Genomic DNA, 19645 nt, shown 5'->3' with positions numbered 1-19645 from the left:
GTTAGCTGCATCATGTTTCGTTCTGTTCGGGAAGAGTGGAATGGCCTCCTTGAACCAGTCTTCTGGTCAGAAACATTTCTCCTACCATCAACAGCAGGAAAATCAGTAACAGGACCCGCCAGAATTCGGTTTCGGAAACATCCGAAAACATGGCCTGTTTCAATTCGTCGAGGGTCTTGAAAAATGTCAGGTGTGATTCATCCGTCAGTGTTTTCTGTTGTGCTTCACTTAATGGCGTCAGGTCGGATTCACTCCGGTCGAAGTTCACCACAAAACGATCTGCTTTGAGATCGGTCTGCACACCTGGCTTGGGAGACAGGCTGTAGATGCCGGGCAGAGAGGTATTCTGAGACTGAAACGTGGCCGCGTTAGCAGCAGGATCTGCTTCGATCATGCCGGTAATCGCTTTGCCGTTCGGGTCGAGAAATTCGATCTGTTCTACCGTGGTCTTTGCAGGGACCGGAACCACGATGGGTTCGTCTGTCTGCAGGTTTCGATAGACGCGACCTGAAGACAGTTCAAAGACCGCCTCATGCAGAAAAGGGACGTAATCGGGTTTTGCCGGCAGGTTGTTCCAGTCCGCATCGAGGGAAGAGGTCAGCAGCAGCACACGTCCCCGTTCATGGTTCATCATCAGCATGAAGGGGGAATTATTACTCAACGTTGCCAGTTCCACCGGTGTTTTCGGGTCGCTTTTCTCACCTTGCTGTTCCTCTTCAGGCTGATCGGATTGTGTGATGGCTGAGGTATCCCACCAGTCACTGAACCGGGCCGACGTCAGTCCATTGGCGTACTCGCCGCGAAAGCGATTGAGCCACGGACTCTGCAGGCTGTCGGAACGAATCTGTGTCAGGTTCCCGAATTCAGCTCCCGGATTGGATTCCCGGGACTTCAGCTCCACCGGAATCAACGCTTTATCGTGGAACAGCAGTCGCTGGTAATCGTCGGCGTTGATCTGATCACCCAGCGCGATCAATACGCCTCCCCCCTGGTGATTGACAAAATCGATTAAAGCGCCTGCCTGTGTTTCCGAGAGGGTATCCACATTCGCGAGTACGACGACAGCCTGATTTTTCAGGATATCCGCATTGAGCTGACTTTTCTCAATGACGGTGGTCTGAATCCAGGGGGTCCGGTTCGCAGGCGCCATCAATGCCAGGTTGGCAAAAAAGACTTCGCTGCGGGTCGGGTCAAAACTGGGGGTGCCGTCTACCAGCAGGACGGGTAAAGCACTGGTAACATGCAGGGCAGCATCAGACCGATCATCGCCGGGCAACGGGTCGGGATCGACGACGATGCTGACAATGTGAGTCCCTTCATCTTCAAAGCGATGTTGAAACTCGACGGCGGTCTCGCCATGATTTTCGATTTTCACCGATTGGGTTTTTTCCGGCAGCTGTTGTCCGTCGACTTCAAAGTAAACCGGGCAGATCAGATTCTCCTCCGGTCCGTCATAACGAATGGTCGTCGAAATTCGGACGGGCAGATTTTTTACACAGACTTCGCGAGAGACAGAAAGCTGTTCTACTTTGCGATTGGTGAGCAGTCCCTCATTCTTTTCGCCGGCGACGTTGGTGGCCCACAGGTCAACGGGGACTGCAGACTGCTGCAGCAGGTCATTGACCTGGGCCCACAAGATAGAATCTTCCGGTGTCCAGCAGAAGGCCTGGTCGTCTGTCAGTACGATGACTTCCCGTTCCAGATTGGAAGTTTTACTGAGTGTCTGAATGGCTTTGGAAATGGAATTTGCCAGATTGGAGGAACCGGCAGGGGGAGGCAGCTGATTTAATTTCTCGCGGACGACATCAAACTGGGATGTGGGGGACTCGGTAATCAATCGGGGCTGGTCGCGGGCATCAATCAGGGTGATGGTATCGCCGGGGTTCAGTTCTTCTAAAAAGCGGTGCACCCATTGGATGGCAGCGGCATGCGGCGTTTCTGCTTCGCCTTCCCAGCCCATGCTGTAGGAACCGTCGATCACGAAGACGACATCACGGGATTGCGTAGAAATAAATTTCGATAAAAATCCGCCGGAAACCCAGGGGCGGGATAACGCGAGGGCAATCAATGCAATCAACAGCATCCGCATCGCCAGCAGCAACCAGCCTTCCAGCCGAATCCGGCGTCGCGTGCGGCGTCCCAGTTCCAGAAACTGCATTGCCCCCCATTGCACCACATCGTATTTTTTACGACTGAGCAGATGCACGAGCACAGGCAGTGAAATTCCCAGTAAACCGAGCAGCATCATCGGATTAAGGAAATCAAAACTCATGTCAGCCTGCTGGGGATTGGAGTTGGTAGGGAACGGCGCGCCTGGGATGGTTTCATAAAAGAGACGGTTACAATTATATGGTGAAATCGTCCTAAATGGTATTGCTCACATATTTAACAATTTAAGTCCGACATAAATTCAGAATTGCCGTAAGCCTGTTTAGATATTCCACCGTAATGATTATGATGGACGAAACGGGCCTGTGTAAACATGTCCGCTAACGAATAATATTTGATTTGTCCACACCAGCCGAGTGAGAAGGTCGTCTGCATGCTGCCTGTTTCTACGAAAATAATCCGATTTGCGTTAATTCTGATTTCCTGGGTGGGGATTTCAACTTTCTCTCAGGCACAGGAAATCAAACCGGAACAGCTCAAATCCAGCTATGACGTGGTCGTCTATGGCGGAACGTCCGGGGGCATCGCCGCAGCACTTCAGGCAGACCGTATGGGGAAAAGCGTGCTGCTGATCGAACCGGGAACGCATCTGGGCGGTCTCTCTTCAGGGGGACTGGGGGCCACCGACATCGGGAATAAGGCGGCGATTGGCGGCATCGCGCGTGAATTTTATCGACGACTGGGCAACTATTACAGCCTGGACTCCTCCTGGGAATATCAGAAAAAGGGGGACTACAAAAATCGATACAGCAAAGGGGCTGAAAAAGAGATGTGGACTTTCGAGCCACATGTCGCAGAAGCAACGTTTGAAAAAATGCTCGGCGAACAGGCCATCCCCGTTCTGAAACAGCAGCGTCTGGATCTGAAGCAGGGCGTGAAAAAAGAACAGGCACGAATTACTTCGATCAAGATGGAGAGTGGCCTCGTTATTTCCGGGAAAGTGTTTATCGATGCGACCTATGAAGGGGATCTGATGGCAGTGGCCGGTGTCTCCTACCATGTGGGGCGAGAAGCGAATGCGACTTACGGTGAAACGTTGAATGGAATTCAGACTCGCAATGCGGTCTCTCACCAGTTCATCAAGCCGGTCGATCCCTATGTGGTGCCCGGCGATAAGAGTAGTGGTTTGTTGCCAGGCGTGCAGCAGGAAGGACCGGGAGGCAAAGACGGCGACGGCGATCATCGCGTGCAGGCCTACTGTTTTCGGATGTGTACGACGGACGTACCCGAGAATCAACGGGAATGGGTGAAGCCCGACAATTATGATCCACTGCATTATGAACTGCTGTTGCGAAACTTTGAAGCCGGCGATTTACGGGTGCCCTGGAATCCGGTTCTGATGCCGAACCGCAAAACAGACACGAATAATAATTTTGCGATCTCCACCGACAATATCGGGATGAACTACGAATATCCCGACGCCGACTATCAAAAACGGGCAGAGATCATTCAGGAACATCTGACTTATCAGCAGGGGCTCATGTGGACGCTGGCAAACAATCCGCGTGTTCCCGCTGAAGTGCGAAAGCAGTTCCAGACCTGGAAGCCGGCCAAAGATGAATTTCAGGATACTGCAGGCTGGCCGTTCCAGTTGTACATTCGCGAAGCCCGCCGCCTGATCTCCGAATATGTCATGACGGAAAAGAACTGTATTTCGGAACTGGTCGCGGAAGACAGTATCGGTCTGGCAGCTTACACAATGGATTCTCACAACCAGCAGCGCTACGCCATCGATGGAAAAACGTTGAACGAAGGTGATGTGCAGGTGGGAGTGCCAAACCCTTATCCGATTTCTTACCGGTCGATTCGTCCCAAAAAAGAAGAATGTGAAAACCTGATGGTACCAGTTGCGATGGCAGCCTCTCATATCGCCTATGGTTCAATTCGTATGGAACCGGTCTTTATGGTGTTAGGTCAGTCCGCAGCGACCGCGGCCTGCCAGTCGATTGATGCCGGTCAGGCAGTGCAGGATATTGACTATGCACCACTGCGAAAAAAATTACTCGAAGACAGGCAGATCCTCATCTGGGACGGACCCCGCCGGGAACCGCCGATCCGTACCAGTTCTCTGAAAGGCATCGTTGTCGACGATCGCGATGCGAAACGCAGCCTGGGCTGGAAAAGCAGTTCCGCCAGCGCTCCTTACGTCGGGCAAGGCTATCAGCATGATGGCGATGCCGATAAAGGGGAACGGGAAATTTCCTTCACCGCAGACATCCCGCAGAGTGGTCTGTATGAAGTCCGCGTCTATTACGCTCCCGGTTCCAATCGTTCAATTAATACACCCTATATTGTGACCAGTTCTACAGGCACCAAAGAGATCCTGGTCAATCAGAAGCAGCAACCCAATCAGGGGAAATACCATCTGCTGGGACGGTTCCCGTTCGAGCAGGGGAAAAGGGAAGTGCTGCGTGTGACGAACCAGGGGACGAAAGGGCATGTCATTGTCGATGCGCTCCAGCTCGTTCCCGCAAATGCAGACTGACTTTGAATCAAAGTCGCATCAGAAAGCATCAAGGTGCCCTATGCATAACATTATTACCAGGCAGTTTCTCAGCCTGTTTGTTATCACAGTATCTCTCTCACTCTGCAGCCCGGATCTGCAGGCTGATATTTTTACTTACGTCGATGAGTCGGGCAAAACCGTCACTCTTGAAGCATCGTTGTACGGATCCGGCAAACGCCGTGGTGAGATGATGCACGGACTGTTAAAACCGGATGGTTCGATAGTGCTGGTTCCCCAGGGGAAAATTCAAAAACGCGAACTCAAAGCGGCACCAAAACCGCTGACCGTCGAACAGATGTCGGAAGACCTGACGAAGAAATTCGGCAAAGAGAAATTTCGCTTCCATCTCGAGAGTCCGTTTCTGGTAGGTGTTGTGCTGGCGGCGCCCCTGGATGGTTCGGACCGTACGGAACTCCGTGTCAAAACGTTCCTGGAAAAAGCAGGGCGGTTCATGCGGAACGTGGATGTCATCTTTGAAACTTACTCCCGGAAAATGGGAATCGAACTGGCGGACTACGAGTTTCCAATGGCGATGCTGATCTTCGAATCGGACGCTGATTTTGAATCGTTCGCGAAAGAGACGACGGGGTTGGGGGATGGCGTCGAAAATATCCTGGCGTATTATTCTCATGTGTCGAACAACCTGATCCTCAGAATGAGTGAGTGCAGTTCCTTCGAGACGCCTTTGCATGAAGCGATTCACCTGCAGACGATTAACCGCGGCGTTGTCAAACGTTTTGCTCCGGTGCCGACCTGGTTTATGGAAGGCATCGCGACCGGTTTTGAAGGAAAAGGAGACCGGATTAACGTCAGCCCGGATCGAATCAATACGCACTATGCTTTGATGTCCGGTGTTGCCAAGTTGCTGAACTGGGGGGAAGTCGTGGCCTTGGATGGGGTCTTCGGGGGGAGTGTGCTTTCCGGTGACGCCTATGTGCATGCCTGGGGTCTGCACTGGATGCTGGTGACGGAACATCCGAATGAATATCTCAAATATGTACAAAATCTTTCTACGAAAGAACCGTTCGCGGAAATTTCTCCGAAGGATCAGTACAAAGAATTTGTCGAGATTCTCAAAGTCCGCCCGGAGGAACTGCAGCTGAAATTTAAAGTGCAACTGATTGAATCGATTCTCAAAGAGAAGATCAAATTGCCGCCACTCGACGATAAATATGTGCATCTGGAAAAACACAAACAGGAGATGGCCATTGTGAAAATGACGGCGGTATCGTATTCTCCAGCTCTGCCTCCACGAATTGAGGGCTGGCTGCAGAATATTTCGCCTTTTCGTCCGATGACATTTCATATCACCGTGCTGACCGATGCGGGAACGTATGCGGAATGGTATCTGCCAGATGTGGGGATTCGCCGAAAAATAAAACTGAAGCCTCAGAATGCCAGTAAGATCATGCGAGGTGCCACCGGAGGCCGCTGGCGTACCTATCATGTTGAGGTGGATTCTGCTTATCCGGGGAGTGAAAAAGCAGAAGCCTGGGCAGCCGGTAAATTTCCGATTCCCGTCGTGTCACGTCGCGTTCAGGTTGATCCCTCGGGAGCAGATCAATAATCAGTTGAAGGAAACTCGATGAAGCTATCACTTTCAGTGCGGATCGCTGAAGCAGCCTGTAAGACAAAATTAAATATTCCCTTTCCCCAGGTCGCAGAGATTGCCGCCAGAGCTGGCTATTCTGCACTCTGTATGCGGGCCAGTGTTGCCGGCGTCCAAAGTTCACAGGCGGAACTGGAAGAGATTCGCGGCATCGTGGATCAGGCAGGGCTCGTCGTTTCGATGGTGACAGCTGATCTGAATATTCCCCAGAACAACTCTGAAGCACCGCTGGCATTACGTGATATAGAACCTTCGCTGCATGTGGCGGAAGTTCTGGGCAGTCAACTCGTACGAGTCTGTCTCAAAACGAGTGACGATATTCCGTATGCACAACAGGCCTGTGACCTGGCGGCGGAGCGGGGTATTCAGCTCGTGCACCAGTTCCATCCCGCCTGCCTGTTCGAAGAGCTGGACAAATCGATTGAAGTTCTGAAGCAGATCAATCGCCCCAATTTCGGGTTGATCTATGAACCGGCGAGCCTGTTAATGTGTGGCCAGAAATACGGCAAAGAAGCGATTCAGGAAATTCTTCCCTGGCTCAAAAACGCGTACGTTCAGAATCTTGTGATCACCGACGATGGTCCCGATCATCTGGAAACCTGGTGTCTGGGAGACCGGCCTTTTCGATTACTTCCCTACTGGGATGAGTCCGGCCAGGGAATTGATTTTGCTGAGGTCTTCTCCGGTTTGCAGGCAGTCGATTACCAGGGATTTATGACAATTCATCAGGCAGAAGGCATCGTGACCGCTGACGACGCCTTTGCGTATGTCACACGCTGTCGAAACTGGGTTGAATCTTTTTCATCATAACTTAAGACCATAGCTCACATGAAAAAAGCGTTTGTTGTCAGTTTTGAAGAGTTACCCGCGTGTATGCTGGGCTGCTACGGACATCAATGGATCGAGACACCCAACCTGGATCGACTGGCGTCTCTGTCTGTTCTGTTTGATCAGCATTATGCGAACGATCTTGCTACAACTGAGAACTCGTTTCCCTGGTGGACCGGGCAGACAGTTCCCCGTGCCTTTCAATCGGACAGCCAGAAGCCTCACTGTTTCCTTTCGGAATTGAAACACCAGGGGATTGACACTTCGCTGCTACTGGAAATGGATTCCGGTTCGGGACGGAATGCTGTACATAGAGCGCAAGAGCCTTACTTCTCCCGTTTTGACCACGTCGATACGATCACAGGAAGTAACGATTATCAGGACAGCGAAGTCCAGACGCCTGTGGCGAAACTGATGCAGGCTGCCGTCGATCGTTTGCCCGGGTGGATGGAAGAGTCGCGCGATCAACTGATCTGGATTCGCTCGGAAGGAGTTCCCGCAATGCCGCTGGCTCCCGAATTTTTTGCGACCCTGTATCTGGATGAAGTGCTCGATCAGGATGTACCTGATGACGTTTCAGAAGAGACGCTTCAGGACTTTGATGATCTTCCCGAGGAGGATGAATCAGAATCAGACCTGGAGGAAGAAGACTGGCAGGAACTGGTTTCCGCCGTCGCAGAACTGTTTACCAGTCCGGAAGAATGGTCGGAGCTGGATGAGCAGGAGCGCCAGATGGCGCGGGTGGTCTACGCCGGTTATGTCACGCTGCTGGATCAGTGGTTTGGTCGTTTCCTGGATCGACTGCTGGAATATGCTGAATCGCATTCCTTTCTGCTGATCGTGACGGCGGCGCGCGGGGGAAATTCTCTGCTGGGCCCGGTAAGAGAGTCTGAAATGGCAGGGATGCTGGAAGAATCAACCCACATACCGTTGATGATCTTCCGATCCGAAACCGAACAGTCCGGCAGCCGACGCCAGTTTCTGACACAACCTGCCGATCTACCTGTCTCGCTGCTTTCCTGGTGGAACGTCAAACCAGAACATGGGTCTTATCGCGGAACCGATTTGCTGTCATTGCTGGAGGGGGCACGGGAGGCAATAGAATCGCCTGTCTTTGCAGCCGACGATGCTACGTTAGCAATTCGAACCAGCGAATATTATTATCTGGAGTCTCAGGACCAGCAGGAGACGGAAGAAGCGGAATTGTCTGATGATTCACAGAAAAGTGAGCTGTATCACAAGCCCGTTGATCGCTGGGATGTTGCCGATGTGTATCTGCAGTCTCCGGAAGTGGTCGCAGAGTTTGCCAGCCAGCTTAAGGAATTGAAAAAGAAAAACCATGATCACAATCTATCATAATCCCCGTTGTGGCAAGAGCCGACAGACTCTGGCTTTAATCCAGGAATCCGGACAGGAACCGCAGGTGATCGAATATCTGAAAACACCGCCGACTGCGACGGAACTGGATTCGCTGTTAAAGAAGCTGAAGATGGAACCCCGCGATTTAATGCGGAAGGGGGAAGACATCTATAAGGAACTGAAGCTGGCAGAGAAAGAACTCTCACGGGAGGCAGCGATTGAACTGATGATCGCGCATCCCAAATTGATTGAACGCCCGATTGTGGTGAAAGGCAGGCAAGCCGTGCTCGGACGTCCTCCCGAGAATGTAAAAGAACTGCTTTGATTCTGTGTGGAAGAGAATCAGCGGTCATCGAGATTACAGCACATTCCGCCCGATCAGTAAGCCGATGGAGAATGTCAGCGCGCCAAACGTGATCAGGAGAATCACCCAGGTGATGGTTGGTAACTCAAACCGGGCGGAGCGTTTCAGCCTGTTCTTCTTCTTTTCTGCCAGCACTCCTGCTGCCCGTTTCTGCGCGAGGCTTGCCAGATTCGAGAGCTCCTCTGCATGGTCGACTTCGCTCTGATCTGCAGATTCCGCTGGTAACTGGCTGACGGGCACCACCTGATTCTCTGGTGCCGTTGATACATGAACCGGTTCCAACTGCCGTGAAGGCTCAGAGGCGGGGATTGATCTCACCGGAATCGCTTTGAATGCTTCCTCCGGAATCGCGTTGCGCTCTGAAATTTGTGCCGGGGCTGACGGAGACAGTGACTCCTGTTTCGGCTCAGAAATCTTCTGTTTGTCGAGCGTGACATTGGCGCCGATCGCTGCCAGCTCATCCAGAGCGTTGGCGAGTTCTGCGTCTTTCAGATCGAGCCGCGGTTGTGGAATCGGTGCGACTTCGCCGTCCAGTCCGGGGACACGGACGGATAATCCACAGGTAGGACAATCGACCACCTCTCCCGCTTTGGAACGCGAGATCCCCATCAATTGATCGCAATGTTGGCATCGAAATTTAATCGGCATGCTGCAAGTTCTTTATTGGATTAACATAACGACTGTTGAAAGCGCTCCAGATACATTCCATTCACTGAACCGGAAATCCATCGGAAACGACGGTCAACGGTACTCAACTTTAGGGATTGGTACTCATAAAATGTGACAGAAATGCGTAATGTATGTAGAATGACAGGATATATTCAGTACTGTTATCTGTTATAATAGACATTGAGTTGTTGAGAATAAATCCATGATTGGGAACAATTTCAAAAGTTCCCATTTCACAGGGAGTTAACACAAGAGGTTTTAAGTGGACGTAGAAGAATTTCTGAAACGGGACGTCAATCGCAGACAGTTTCTGGATCGTAGTGCACGCAATGCAGCGGGGATGGCAGCCGGAGTGGTGGGCCTGGCAAGTAATCTTGCACGCGCTGAATCTTCGCCTAACGAACGGGTTGTACTGGCGGGGATCGGCGTTCGCGGACAAGGGAAATTCCTGACTTCCAGCATGGCCGAATTCCCGGATGTACGTGTTAAGACCATTTGTGATGTCGATGAATCGGTCGCACCCGCGGCAATCAAGTCGATTGAAAAAGGGCAGGGAGTCGCTCCCGAGTTCATCACCGATTTCCGCCGCATTCTGGATGACCCGGAGATTGACGGGGTGGTCATCGCGACCCCTGATCACTGGCATGCACTCATGGCAATTATGGCCTGCCAGGCGGGAAAAGATGTCTATGTGGAAAAACCGGTTTCCCATAATCTCAACGAAGGTCTGAAAATTATTGAAGCGGCGAGGAAACACCAGCGCGTCGTTCAATCCGGCATTCATCAACGCAGTGGCTCCCACTTTCAGTCCGCCGTCGATTTTGTTCAGAGTGGAAAACTGGGGGAAGTCAAACTGGCGAAGGCCTGGATCATTCATCGTCGCAAGCCCATCGGTAAAAAGAAAAATACCACCGTCCCTGCCGGCGTGAATTATGATCTCTGGCTGGGTCCCGCCGCCAGTCGTCCCTTTAACCCGAATCGCTTTCACTATAACTGGCACTGGTTCTGGGATTACGGGACCGGTGAAATGGGGAACTGGGGCGTTCACATGCTGGACATTGCCCGCTGGGGACTGGGAGTTGATCTGCCTGAGCGAATCTCTGCGTCAGGGGGAAAATATTTCTTCAACGATGATCAGGAAACACCGGACACCCAGGTCGTTCAATACAACTATGCCGACAAAACGATTGTCTGGGAACATCGTCTCTGGAGTACGCATGGTATGGAAGGACGAAATGCCGCGGCTGCATTTTATGGGGATAAGGGCACGCTGGTCGTCGATCGTGGCGGCTGGAAAGTCTATGACCAGAAAGACGCAGCTACTTCCGGGACCAGCGACCAGGCGACAACCCACCATCGAAACTTCATCGATTGTATCAAAACCCGCAAAACGCCGACTTCAGATATTGAGATTGGTCATATCTCCAGCGCTCTGTGCCATCTGGGAAATGTGGCGTTTCGTGCCGGGCAGGAAATTCAGTTTGATACCCGACTCAATCAGATTGTCGGTAACGAACAGGCCAATGCACTTCTCGGTCGTGAGTATCGATCCGAATGGGAACTGCCTCAAGTCTGATTCCTGGAAAAACAGTCTGCAAAAAATAAAACATCCTGACAGCATAAGTTGTCAGGATGTTTTTAAGTAAAGAGACTGTCTGCCTGAAATTAAGGGCCACCAACTTGCTGGAACATATCGGTGGTACTGTTCAAGCTGTCGCGACCTCCGGAATGGAAGAAGTCGGAGAGTTCCACAATCGCGGGACCAAGCAGAAAGATGTAAATTGCCGGCATCAGACAGAGTACCGTGGGGAACAGCAGTTTAAATGTCGCTTTGTTGGCTTTTTCATCAGCCCGCTGTGACAGACTTTCTCGCATGTTATCACTGTATTCCTGCAGGGCTGAAGTCACGTTCGTACCCATCTGATCTGTCTGGATCAGCAGTGCGGCGAAGGAGTGCACTTCCGGTACGTCGATACGTTTGCTGAAGTTGGCAAGTGCCTGCGAGAAGGTTCCGATCGAAGATTGTTCAATCACGATTTTCAATTCATGGGCCAGTGCCGGATAAACTTTGGCCAGTTCGCGGATGATTTTCTTTAAGGCATGTGGTACCGTCATCCCCTGAGACACACACATGTTAAGCATGTCCAGCATGTCGGGGATCCCCTGTTCGATTTCACTTCTACGGTCAGATGCTTTACCGGTGACAACCAGGAACGGGACCGCCCAGACCAGGATCGGCACGATGAGCATGGCTACCAGAATCGGGATTTCAAAACGTTCGGGAGCAAGCAGTAATACAACAGCAAACAACAGCAGCGTTCCCATGATGGAAACGAAGCGGATTGCTGAGAAATTATGTAACGCGTGAGGCTGGTAGTAACCTGCTGCCTGTAATTCTTTTTTCGTTTTCGCACGACGCTCTTCTGACTCGGGCATCATCTCAGCCAGAGCGGGAGTCGCCGAGCCGAAGATGTAATCATCACCACCCATGGACGGCACATCACCGGCTTCGATGGGAGGTAAGGTAGTCGCAGCCTGCTTTTTGGTATTGATCTCAGAAAACAGCTCACGATGTTCCCAGGTCGCAGCAGTCGTACTGGCAGACATCGTAGAGGGAGTCAGAGAAGCACGTTCCGGTTGAGCCTCTACTTCCTGCTGCTCGCGTCTGGGTTCTTCCGTCTTCGGGTTCCGCTTACGGATGATACGAAACAGCATCCATAAGATGATCAGACCACAGATCGTGTAGAAGATGGAAATGGTAATTGTTGGTGTAAACATGGGATTACCCTCGCCAGTTACTGGCAGGTTTCTAATAAATCTTTGTTATCAGCTACGTTGACTGGTTTTCAAAACTCGCAAGACCCACAATGAGCCGATGACCTGTAGCGCGATAGCGGTAAACGTTGCACCACGCCCCCAGGAAGATGCCATCAAAGTCGTCAGGTACGTCGGGTCCCGTAAGATGAAGAAGCCTAAAATCAGTGGTGGCAGCAAAATCATCAGCACCGCGGTGGCACGGCTACCGGCAGTCGCAGTTCGCAGACGTCCCAGGAACAAGACACGGTCGCGAATGGTTCGTGCCAGACGTTCCAGAACTTTCACCAGGTCCCCCCCGGTTTCCTGATGGACGATCAATGCCATCGAAAGAATGTTCAGACTCGCGACGCCCGTTCGCTCATACAAGCCATCCAGAGCGGCCTTCATGGAAACACCCATCTGCAAACGACGCGATGCTTCCTGCAGTTCATCTCCCAGAGGAGCCGGTGTTTTTTCAGCCACACTGATGAAACAGTGTGTCAGGCTGCGCCCCGTTTTCGCGGCACGCGCAAGTTCGTCAATCATATCGGACAGCTGGTCATTGATCTTTTTCTGACGGCGTGATCTGCTGAAGATCAGATATCCGATCGGCGCCATTCCACCTACCATAAAGGCAATTGAAGTGGAAAGGAAATTTTCCTGTAAAATGAAAATCAGGCCACCAGCCAGCATGGAGCTGATCAGGCAGAGGAACAGGATGACCCCTGGATTGGCTTCAACACCGGAGTGGACGATCAATTCATCGAAGCCGCCGTTCAAACGGTTTCCCAGCTGCTTTGAATCGCTGACGGCGTACCGGTCCTGATCGCGGAGAATCTCCGAAAAGTCTTCCAGTTTTTTCGTATTAATTGCGGTGTCCGTAGCCATATTGATTACTCCTGTCCATCCTGTTGATCTGATTGACTGTTATCGGTGAGTTTCAGTTCACGGGCGTGGAACAGCGCTTCGCAGTCGTCGAAGTTCGTCTGTGTTAACCAGTTCATCGCGACGGGATGATGGCCGGTAGCATAGAAGGCACCATGCACGTGACCATTTTTCTCGACGCCGGTAATTCGAAAGACAAACAGGTCTTCCACCATGTATTCGCCGTTCTGAAAACCGATCAGTTCCGAGATACGCATCACTTTTCGCTCGCCGTTAGGGAGACGGCTGATGTGGACCAGCAGGTGAACCGCCGAAGCGATATACCGCCGGGCAATCGAGTTCGGAAGCTCGGCACCTGATAACGCGATCATCAGTTCCAGACGGTCCAGCGCGTCGCGGGTATCGTTGGCGTGTACGGTACTCATCGAACCATCGTGACCCGTATTCATCGCCTGCAGCATTTCCAATACCTCACCACCGCGGGATTCCCCGACGATTACACGGTCAGGACGCATTCGCAGACTGTTCTTCAACAGGTCACGCTGGTTGATTTCCCCCTGACCTTCGATGTTGGAAGGACGGGCTTCCAGGGAAACGACGTCCGGTTGCTGCAGCTGCAGCTCCGCCGTCTGTTCGATGGTCACAATACGTTCTTTGCTGGAAATGTAACGACTCAAATTATTCAGCAACGTTGTTTTACCGGCACCAGTACCACCACTGATCAGAATATTGAGACGCCCGTGAACGGCCATCTCAAGAAAGCGGGCCATATCCGGCGCTAATGATCCTTTTTTGACCATGTCGTCAAATAACAGAGCCTGGGTACGAAAACGACGAATCGAAAGAGTAGGGCCCTTTAATGCCAGTGGAGGAATTACCGCGTTCAGACGGGAGCCATCGGGAAGTTTGGCGTCGACCATCGGAGAAACTTCATCGATACGACGACCGGCCCGCCCGACCAGACGATGGATCAACTGCAGTAAGTGTTCATCGTCAGCAAAACTGATGTCGGTCTCTTCCAGCAGACCATTGCGTTCGACGAACACACGGTCGGCTCCGTTGACCAGTACATCGCTGATGTCCGGGTCACTCATCAACGGTTCCAGAGGACCAAACCCGTAAATTTCATCCAGGATTTCCCGAACCATGATATCGCGGTTTGACTGATCAAGGGCAATGTCCTGCTGCATACACAGATGCTCTGCCAGGCCACGCAGTTTGATACGCAACTCTTCTTCCGGCAGTTCTCCCGCCTTGGAAAAGTCGATGGCGTCCACCATCTGATGATGCAGTTGTGTCTTGAGCCTCTGGAAGGCTTTTTTCGCATCAGCATTAGGATTGGCTACGGTTGTTTCGCTCTGTAATACCATGGAACTCTCCACCCTTAACGGGTCAGATAAAGCTTGTAAATGTATTTATTGGTAACTGGTTTTGATGTGTCTGCCGCCTGTTTCAGATCCGGTTTGGATTGGCTGGCAGAGGAATCTGATTCCGGTTTCGCCAGAATCGCAGTACGTGTTGTGAGTACTCCGGGTTGCAGGATGATTTCGATTGTCTGATTCTCAATTTTCTTAACAGACATGATTCGCCCTGCCACCAGGTTCGTGCAGTCTGCCGTTCCGTCATATTTCTGACTGGAAGCGGTGACCTGGTCATATAAAAAACAGATGCGACACTGTCCGGTCATCGACTCGAACGCATCCTGTTCCGCATTTTCAAAATCGGGACTGCAATGTACGGGCAGCGGGTTTCCGTTGAACAGCAGTTCCCCGTGAAAGTGTTTTAAATCGTTTCTGGTGATTCCTGAAAGGATCTGCCGAACGATTGGTTTCGATTTTAAATCAGAACCAAAATCCAGAAGCTGCATGTTGGCGTCTGTGATTTCTCCCCGGCGTGGTTTTCCGGTCAGAATGATTTCCGGGATGCCGTCCGAACCGCGACTGACGGTTTTCGTTTCAGGGTTGAAACGATATTCGTCTTTCCCGCGTTTCTGATTGATCTGAAGTTCCCAGGTTTCGGTCTGCTTTCCTGTCGGGTCATTTTTCAAAATCGCCAGGGGATAAGCGGGCACAGGAACATTCTCAAAAGGACGGACACCCACGACGTGATTGTCCAGTGTTGCTTCGATTTGTGCGCCGGTGCTGCCCAGATCGGTGTGGGTCAGGTCCGACATGAAATCCGCCACCGGATTCGCCAGTCGACTGGATTTGAGTGTTTTAATCTGAATGCTCTGCGGCTCGTGATCGGTCTGCAGGAACTTCCTCAACCCTGTCTCTTCAACAGGAACTAACTTCCCGAAGAGCAGATTGTCGCCTTTGGTGAGATTGATTCCGATTTGCTGGCCGGCAACGGTGTTCAGTTTCAGAGCCTGATTGGCTGACGTTTCTGCCCGTTCCATCAGCAGATTATAATCCGGTTTTTCTTTCAGGAGTTCATCGGAAACCATTTCATGCCCGGCTGCCAGTGCTGCTGTCTCCACGCAGGTCGTGACTTCCAGCGAAGCCGCGTCCAGCCAGAGCCGATTCACAATCAGCGCAATGCCCGTCATAACGGCAAGCAGTACAATCGCAGCCAGAGGGGTAATCACCCCCCGGCGTGCAATTGCTTGCGATTTTGTGAACGGAATTTTCTGGACACGTTTCATGATTCTGAACTTAAGTCTTCAATAACAGAAATCAGACGCAGGGAATGAAATCCCTGATTCCTTAACGTCCTGCAGTCTGGTTTTGAGGAAACGAAAATGAACGGGCGTAAGGACCAGGCTGTCCCCCCGGACCACCCTGAGGATAGCCGGAGTTTGGATTGTTTTGAGCCGTTGGTCCATTCGAGTCAGTGTTTGAATTTGAAGGACGGGCAGGGGCACTGATGGAACCACTGTCGCTGTCATAGCCACCACCATTTCCCCAGTGAGGATTCAGGTAGCCACCCGAGTTAAATCCACCCGACCCGCCGCGACGGTAACTGTCGTAGTCGCCGATTCGAAGACCATCTCGATCAAATTTATTCACACTGCGGGTGGAACCATAATAACCTTCTACAACAAAGGGCTTGGGAGGTTCTTCTTCTTTGGGCTTTTCCGGAGTCTTCAATCCAAGGATTTCATACAAGGTTGCTTTCTCAGCACTGCTGACGGCAACGCCTCCATCCCCTTTACCTTCCGGCGTGTAACTCATGGTGATTTCACCGCGGTCGCGTGCCAGGATCATGATATTAGCCTGCTCTGGGGTCAGTTCCAGTGTGACATTCGTACCGCGTTGGGAACTGCTGTTTTGCGTGTAGCTGCGGTTGATGGCAATCACCCGGACGCCGTTAAACAGGGTCAGGGTCATCCCGCCATTCAAGCGTTTGTCATTATTCATGCCAGTTGGCGTCATGTGAACGTCGACGTACTCACCCGGTTTAATCAGCCCATCGACCAGATCAACTGAAGATTCCAGAGGTACGGAAATCGCCCGCATGCCAGGTTCAACCTGGATCGGTGGTGTCTCACCAGCCGGATACAACTGACCCGTGGAAATCGGGGTCGCGGCAGGAATGCGTTCCTTGACGATACGACCAACGATAACACGATTCGAAGTCATCATTTCCGGTTTCAGGTTTTTGATAGCGATGGGACCCAGACCCAGATGCTCATCGGTTACCAGGGTGCCTGGTTCCAGTTCACTGATCGCCATGGGAATGTTTCGTGTGGCAACCGGCGGCGCTTCTTCTTTGCCCGCCAGTAATCGTTTTCCAATATAGGCTGCAATCAGAATGCCGAAGACGCCAAACATCAACAGCGTTACCTTTGCAGGGGTCAGGCTTTTCACCGGATCAATCTCCCGTAACTTGGTGAAGCAGAGCGGTTGCCCGGCTTCCAGTTTCCCCTCCTGTTAAATCGTCGGAGGGCTTTACGAATATTTCCATTTCAACAAGGCAAGAGCAGATTCGCGTAACGAATCACTCTTTGATCATCCTTGTTTCTGAGTACAAATTTTGTCCCTTAATGTCGTATCCCACAGGCCACAACAGATTCGGTGAAGCCAGATTCATCGGGATACTGACAGCCACCATCACGACGTCACCGGGATGTGCTCCCATTTCCGTCTGGATGACCGCGCCTTGCCCCAACTGGGGAGGCAGAATTTTTAATACTTCCTGTTTGACATTCTCCTGGGTGATGCCCGGCATTGTGGCCAGTCGGGCACCGATGCGACTGGCTTCAACAACGTCCGCCCGCGCATAAAACAAAAGTGTGAATTCGATTAACGCGAACAGCACGATACCGAAAATCGGCAGCACCAGCGCGAGTTCCATACTCAGGAACCCCCGGCGTTCTGGCTGTTTCGAATTATGTTGAACTCGTTTGACTTTCATCGCAGAATTGCTTTCAACCGTTATTCTGGTGTTTTGTTTCTCGAAGGCTGTCGGCTTAAAGTACGACCGATTTGATCACCATCCAAGTGGTGACACTCCAGGTCGCCAGCACAACAGGCAGCGCGAAAGGCATCAGGCCTCGCTTCTGCTTCTGTTCCATCGTTTCCGGTTTGTATTTCTTTTTATTCTTCAACGCCTTGCCGGTTGCCAGGTAGGTTTCTTTAGTCTTACGCGCCCCGCGTGTGACCACACTCCAGAAGAGAACCAGAAATGAACCGATCAATACAAACAGCGTGCCGACAATCATGACGGCAATCGTTGCTTTGAAGCCCAGCCAGATCGAGAGTGCACCCATCATTTTCACGTCGCCTGCAGCACCACTACCGACAATCCAGATCAGAAAGAAGGAGCCAAAACCTGCCAGGAAACCCAGTCCGCCGTACATCAGTCCTTCCCAGCCATTAAAGACCAGCTGGTAAATGATGCCTAATACGAAGAAGGGAACCGTCAAAACGTTGTAGATTTTTCTGGCTTTGTAATCTGTGATGGCAGCGATAACCGTAAAGATTCCCACGCTGATCGCCATGACATACAGTGAAGTTTGTGTGAGCTGAAAATCCATTGCTGTTCTTTTCAATCAATCTGTCTGGTGATGGAAGTTCTGCCGATAAGGGCAGGTACGTTGTCTGGTGAATTTATGCTGAACCTGACAGCACGTGTTGAAAATATACCTCACGATTCCCTCCAGATACTTTCAATCTGAAAAAAAACGCGTCCTCGGCCAATTCACTGTTTTCAAAACGCAACAGGGGGAATTAAATCCGTCAGCATCGGGAGAATACGAGCGATTCCTGTTACCGACACAATCAATAAAATGCGATGGGACAGGGATTCTCACCCGGGGGGAGAGCAGCTTTCCTGAAACCGACTGTCTGCATTCAGCGCCAATACTTTGTGTAACCTGTTGTCAGTGTTGCCCGTTTGTCAGCGAGGAGCGGGACCTGCCTGACGAATTGAAGTTTCAGTGAAGAGGTGAAAGAATTCTGATTTCATGAGGTTAACGGTTCACGCATCGATTCCTGATTCCTAAAATGAGCTTTATCTGGAGAATCGCTATGATCCGCAGAGCCAGACCAGACCGGGGGATTTTCTCTGGTTATCTGTTTCCGCGCATCAGACTGATTACGGACACAGACGCTCATGCATCACGCAGAGAGATTACGGGTGTTTCAAGGAAGGATACGTTTTGAATTCAACAGAATTACTTGATGTTGCTGAAACGGCTGCCCGGCAGGGGGCCAAATGTCTGCTGGACTGGATCGACGAATTCCGGGTCTCGGAAAAGGGCCGGGCCGATCTGGTGACTGATGCAGATTTCGCGTCACAAAAAGCGATTTTAAATCATATCAGCGAATGCTATCCCGAACATAACATGTTAGGGGAAGAAGGTTTGAACCGGCAGGACGGCGATTCCGAATATCGCTGGGTCATTGATCCTCTGGACGGGACTTCCAATTACGTGCACGGTTTCCCCTATTACTGTGTCTCGATCGGACTCGAATACCAGGGGGAACTGGTGCTGGGGGTCGTTTATGACCCGAATCGCGATGAAATGTTCTCTGCATTTCAGGGGCGCGGGGCCACATTAAATGGAGCACCCATTGCACCATCACGCATTCTTACACTTGATCAGGCGATGCTGGTGGCCAGTTTACCGGTGGGAGTGACAGGGCGGGATGTCGCCATCGACCGGTTTTTGCGTGTGCTGCCCGAGTCGCAGACACTGCAGCGCACAGGCTCTGCAGCGTTGAATTTATGCTACGTGGCAGCCGGCCGGATTGAAGGCTACTGGTCCAGTAATCTCAAACCCTGGGATATGGCAGCGGGTGTTCTCATCTGCCGGGAAGCAGGGGGTGCTGTCACTTCGATCGAAAATGCCGATTTTTCCATTGAAATTCCCAGTATTCTGGCCACGAATGGCACAAATATTCATGTGGCCCTGCAGTCATTATTAACTGATCCGCTTTTTTAGTCAGCTTCGAGATTCCTTCTTTAATGTGCCCAAAATACGACGTATGATAGAAGCAGTGATAAAAAACACAGA

General features: G+C 51.5%; 16 protein-coding genes. 7 read left to right on the top strand and 9 right to left on the bottom strand.

Features of this window, described 5'->3' with window-relative positions:
- Window positions 1-10 precede the first annotated feature (10 nt).
- Window positions 11-2272 carry a BatA domain-containing protein gene (locus ACN0YN_RS08105; RefSeq protein WP_417384501.1) on the bottom strand — a complete coding sequence of 754 codons (2262 nt, stop codon included), beginning with the start codon at window positions 2270-2272 and terminating at the stop codon, window positions 11-13.
- Between the two features lie 270 nt (window positions 2273-2542).
- On the opposite strand from ACN0YN_RS08105, the gene ACN0YN_RS08100 reads away from it, so the two are divergent.
- Genes ACN0YN_RS08100 through arsC form a run of 5 tightly spaced genes read left to right on the top strand, consistent with a single transcriptional unit; the run spans window position 2543 to window position 8796 of the window.
- Window positions 2543-4654: an FAD-dependent oxidoreductase gene (locus tag ACN0YN_RS08100; RefSeq protein WP_417384500.1), complete on the top strand. Its 2112-nt coding sequence runs from the start codon at window positions 2543-2545 to the stop codon at window positions 4652-4654.
- A 40-nt stretch (window positions 4655-4694) separates the two neighbouring features.
- Window positions 4695-6242 carry a DUF1570 domain-containing protein gene (locus ACN0YN_RS08095; RefSeq protein WP_417384499.1) on the top strand — a complete coding sequence of 516 codons (1548 nt, stop codon included), beginning with the start codon at window positions 4695-4697 and terminating at the stop codon, window positions 6240-6242.
- An 18-nt stretch (window positions 6243-6260) separates the two neighbouring features.
- On the top strand, window positions 6261-7094 hold the full coding sequence (locus ACN0YN_RS08090) for a sugar phosphate isomerase/epimerase family protein (protein WP_417384498.1): 834 nt from the start codon (window positions 6261-6263) through the stop codon (window positions 7092-7094).
- Window positions 7095-7112: 18 nt separating this feature from the next.
- Entirely contained in the window at window positions 7113-8471 is a 1359-nt protein-coding gene (locus ACN0YN_RS08085; protein WP_417384497.1) for a sulfatase-like hydrolase/transferase, read from the top strand.
- A complete protein-coding gene (gene arsC, locus ACN0YN_RS08080; RefSeq protein ID WP_417384496.1) occupies window positions 8452-8796 on the top strand; it encodes an arsenate reductase (glutaredoxin) in 345 nt (114 codons plus the stop codon). The genes ACN0YN_RS08085 and arsC overlap by 20 nt, the downstream gene beginning before the upstream one ends.
- 33 nt (window positions 8797-8829) lie before the next feature.
- On the opposite strand, the gene ACN0YN_RS08075 is transcribed toward arsC, so the two are convergent.
- A complete protein-coding gene (locus ACN0YN_RS08075) occupies window positions 8830-9483 on the bottom strand; it encodes a hypothetical protein (RefSeq protein ID WP_417384495.1) in 654 nt (217 codons plus the stop codon).
- 283 nt (window positions 9484-9766) lie between these two features.
- On the opposite strand from ACN0YN_RS08075, the gene ACN0YN_RS08070 reads away from it, so the two are divergent.
- The gene (locus ACN0YN_RS08070) at window positions 9767-11080 is read left to right on the top strand and encodes a Gfo/Idh/MocA family oxidoreductase (RefSeq protein ID WP_417384494.1); all 1314 of its coding nucleotides are present in this window, start codon (window positions 9767-9769) and stop codon (window positions 11078-11080) included.
- A gap of 89 nt (window positions 11081-11169) precedes the next feature.
- Here ACN0YN_RS08070 and ACN0YN_RS08065 read toward each other — a convergent pair whose 3' ends face one another.
- From ACN0YN_RS08065 to ACN0YN_RS08035, 7 genes are all read right to left on the bottom strand, one after another.
- Window positions 11170-12282 (bottom strand): type II secretion system F family protein, encoded by a 1113-nt coding sequence (locus ACN0YN_RS08065; RefSeq protein ID WP_417384493.1) that lies wholly within the window; start codon window positions 12280-12282, stop codon window positions 11170-11172.
- A gap of 48 nt (window positions 12283-12330) precedes the next feature.
- On the bottom strand, window positions 12331-13188 hold the full coding sequence (locus ACN0YN_RS08060; RefSeq protein ID WP_417384492.1) for a type II secretion system F family protein: 858 nt from the start codon (window positions 13186-13188) through the stop codon (window positions 12331-12333).
- A 5-nt stretch (window positions 13189-13193) separates the two neighbouring features.
- Window positions 13194-14555, bottom strand: a complete 1362-nt coding sequence (locus ACN0YN_RS08055) for a CpaF family protein (protein WP_417384491.1) — start codon at window positions 14553-14555, stop codon at window positions 13194-13196.
- A 14-nt stretch (window positions 14556-14569) separates the two neighbouring features.
- On the bottom strand, window positions 14570-15829 hold the full coding sequence (locus tag ACN0YN_RS08050) for a hypothetical protein (RefSeq protein ID WP_417384490.1): 1260 nt from the start codon (window positions 15827-15829) through the stop codon (window positions 14570-14572).
- A gap of 61 nt (window positions 15830-15890) precedes the next feature.
- Entirely contained in the window at window positions 15891-16994 is a 1104-nt protein-coding gene (gene cpaB / locus ACN0YN_RS08045; protein WP_417384489.1) for a Flp pilus assembly protein CpaB, read from the bottom strand.
- Between the two features lie 130 nt (window positions 16995-17124).
- Window positions 17125-17541, bottom strand: coding sequence for a TadE/TadG family type IV pilus assembly protein (locus ACN0YN_RS08040; protein WP_417384488.1), 417 nt, complete (start codon window positions 17539-17541; stop codon window positions 17125-17127).
- Window positions 17542-17596: 55 nt separating this feature from the next.
- Window positions 17597-18163 carry an A24 family peptidase gene (locus tag ACN0YN_RS08035; RefSeq protein ID WP_417384487.1) on the bottom strand — a complete coding sequence of 189 codons (567 nt, stop codon included), beginning with the start codon at window positions 18161-18163 and terminating at the stop codon, window positions 17597-17599.
- Window positions 18164-18787: 624 nt separating this feature from the next.
- On the opposite strand from ACN0YN_RS08035, the gene ACN0YN_RS08030 reads away from it, so the two are divergent.
- On the top strand, window positions 18788-19573 hold the full coding sequence (locus ACN0YN_RS08030; protein ID WP_417384486.1) for an inositol monophosphatase family protein: 786 nt from the start codon (window positions 18788-18790) through the stop codon (window positions 19571-19573).
- Window positions 19574-19645: the final 72 nt, after the last annotated feature.

The organism is Gimesia sp. (assembly GCF_048260065.1).
Classification (GTDB): Bacteria; Planctomycetota; Planctomycetia; order Planctomycetales; family Planctomycetaceae; genus Gimesia.
This window is presented reverse-complemented; position numbering and strand designations above follow the sequence as displayed.

Bases quoted from the DNA above. Each gene is read 5' to 3' on its own strand.
- ACN0YN_RS08060 (WP_417384492.1), bottom strand. From the start codon at position 13,188: ATGGCTACGGACACCGCAATTAATACGAAAAAACTGGAAGACTTTTCG.
- ACN0YN_RS08105 (WP_417384501.1), bottom strand. From the start codon at position 2,272: ATGAGTTTTGATTTCCTTAATCCGATGATGCTGCTCGGTTTACTGGGA.
- ACN0YN_RS08075 (WP_417384495.1), bottom strand. From the start codon at position 9,483: ATGCCGATTAAATTTCGATGCCAACATTGCGATCAATTGATGGGGATC.
- ACN0YN_RS08100 (WP_417384500.1), top strand. From the start codon at position 2,543: ATGCTGCCTGTTTCTACGAAAATAATCCGATTTGCGTTAATTCTGATT.
- ACN0YN_RS08035 (WP_417384487.1), bottom strand. From the start codon at position 18,163: ATGGATTTTCAGCTCACACAAACTTCACTGTATGTCATGGCGATCAGC.
- arsC (WP_417384496.1), top strand. From the start codon at position 8,452: ATGATCACAATCTATCATAATCCCCGTTGTGGCAAGAGCCGACAGACT.
- ACN0YN_RS08085 (WP_417384497.1), top strand. From the start codon at position 7,113: ATGAAAAAAGCGTTTGTTGTCAGTTTTGAAGAGTTACCCGCGTGTATG.
- ACN0YN_RS08065 (WP_417384493.1), bottom strand. From the start codon at position 12,282: ATGTTTACACCAACAATTACCATTTCCATCTTCTACACGATCTGTGGT.
- ACN0YN_RS08095 (WP_417384499.1), top strand. From the start codon at position 4,695: ATGCATAACATTATTACCAGGCAGTTTCTCAGCCTGTTTGTTATCACA.
- ACN0YN_RS08040 (WP_417384488.1), bottom strand. From the start codon at position 17,541: ATGAAAGTCAAACGAGTTCAACATAATTCGAAACAGCCAGAACGCCGG.
- ACN0YN_RS08055 (WP_417384491.1), bottom strand. From the start codon at position 14,555: ATGGTATTACAGAGCGAAACAACCGTAGCCAATCCTAATGCTGATGCG.
- ACN0YN_RS08090 (WP_417384498.1), top strand. From the start codon at position 6,261: ATGAAGCTATCACTTTCAGTGCGGATCGCTGAAGCAGCCTGTAAGACA.
- ACN0YN_RS08050 (WP_417384490.1), bottom strand. From the start codon at position 15,829: ATGAAACGTGTCCAGAAAATTCCGTTCACAAAATCGCAAGCAATTGCA.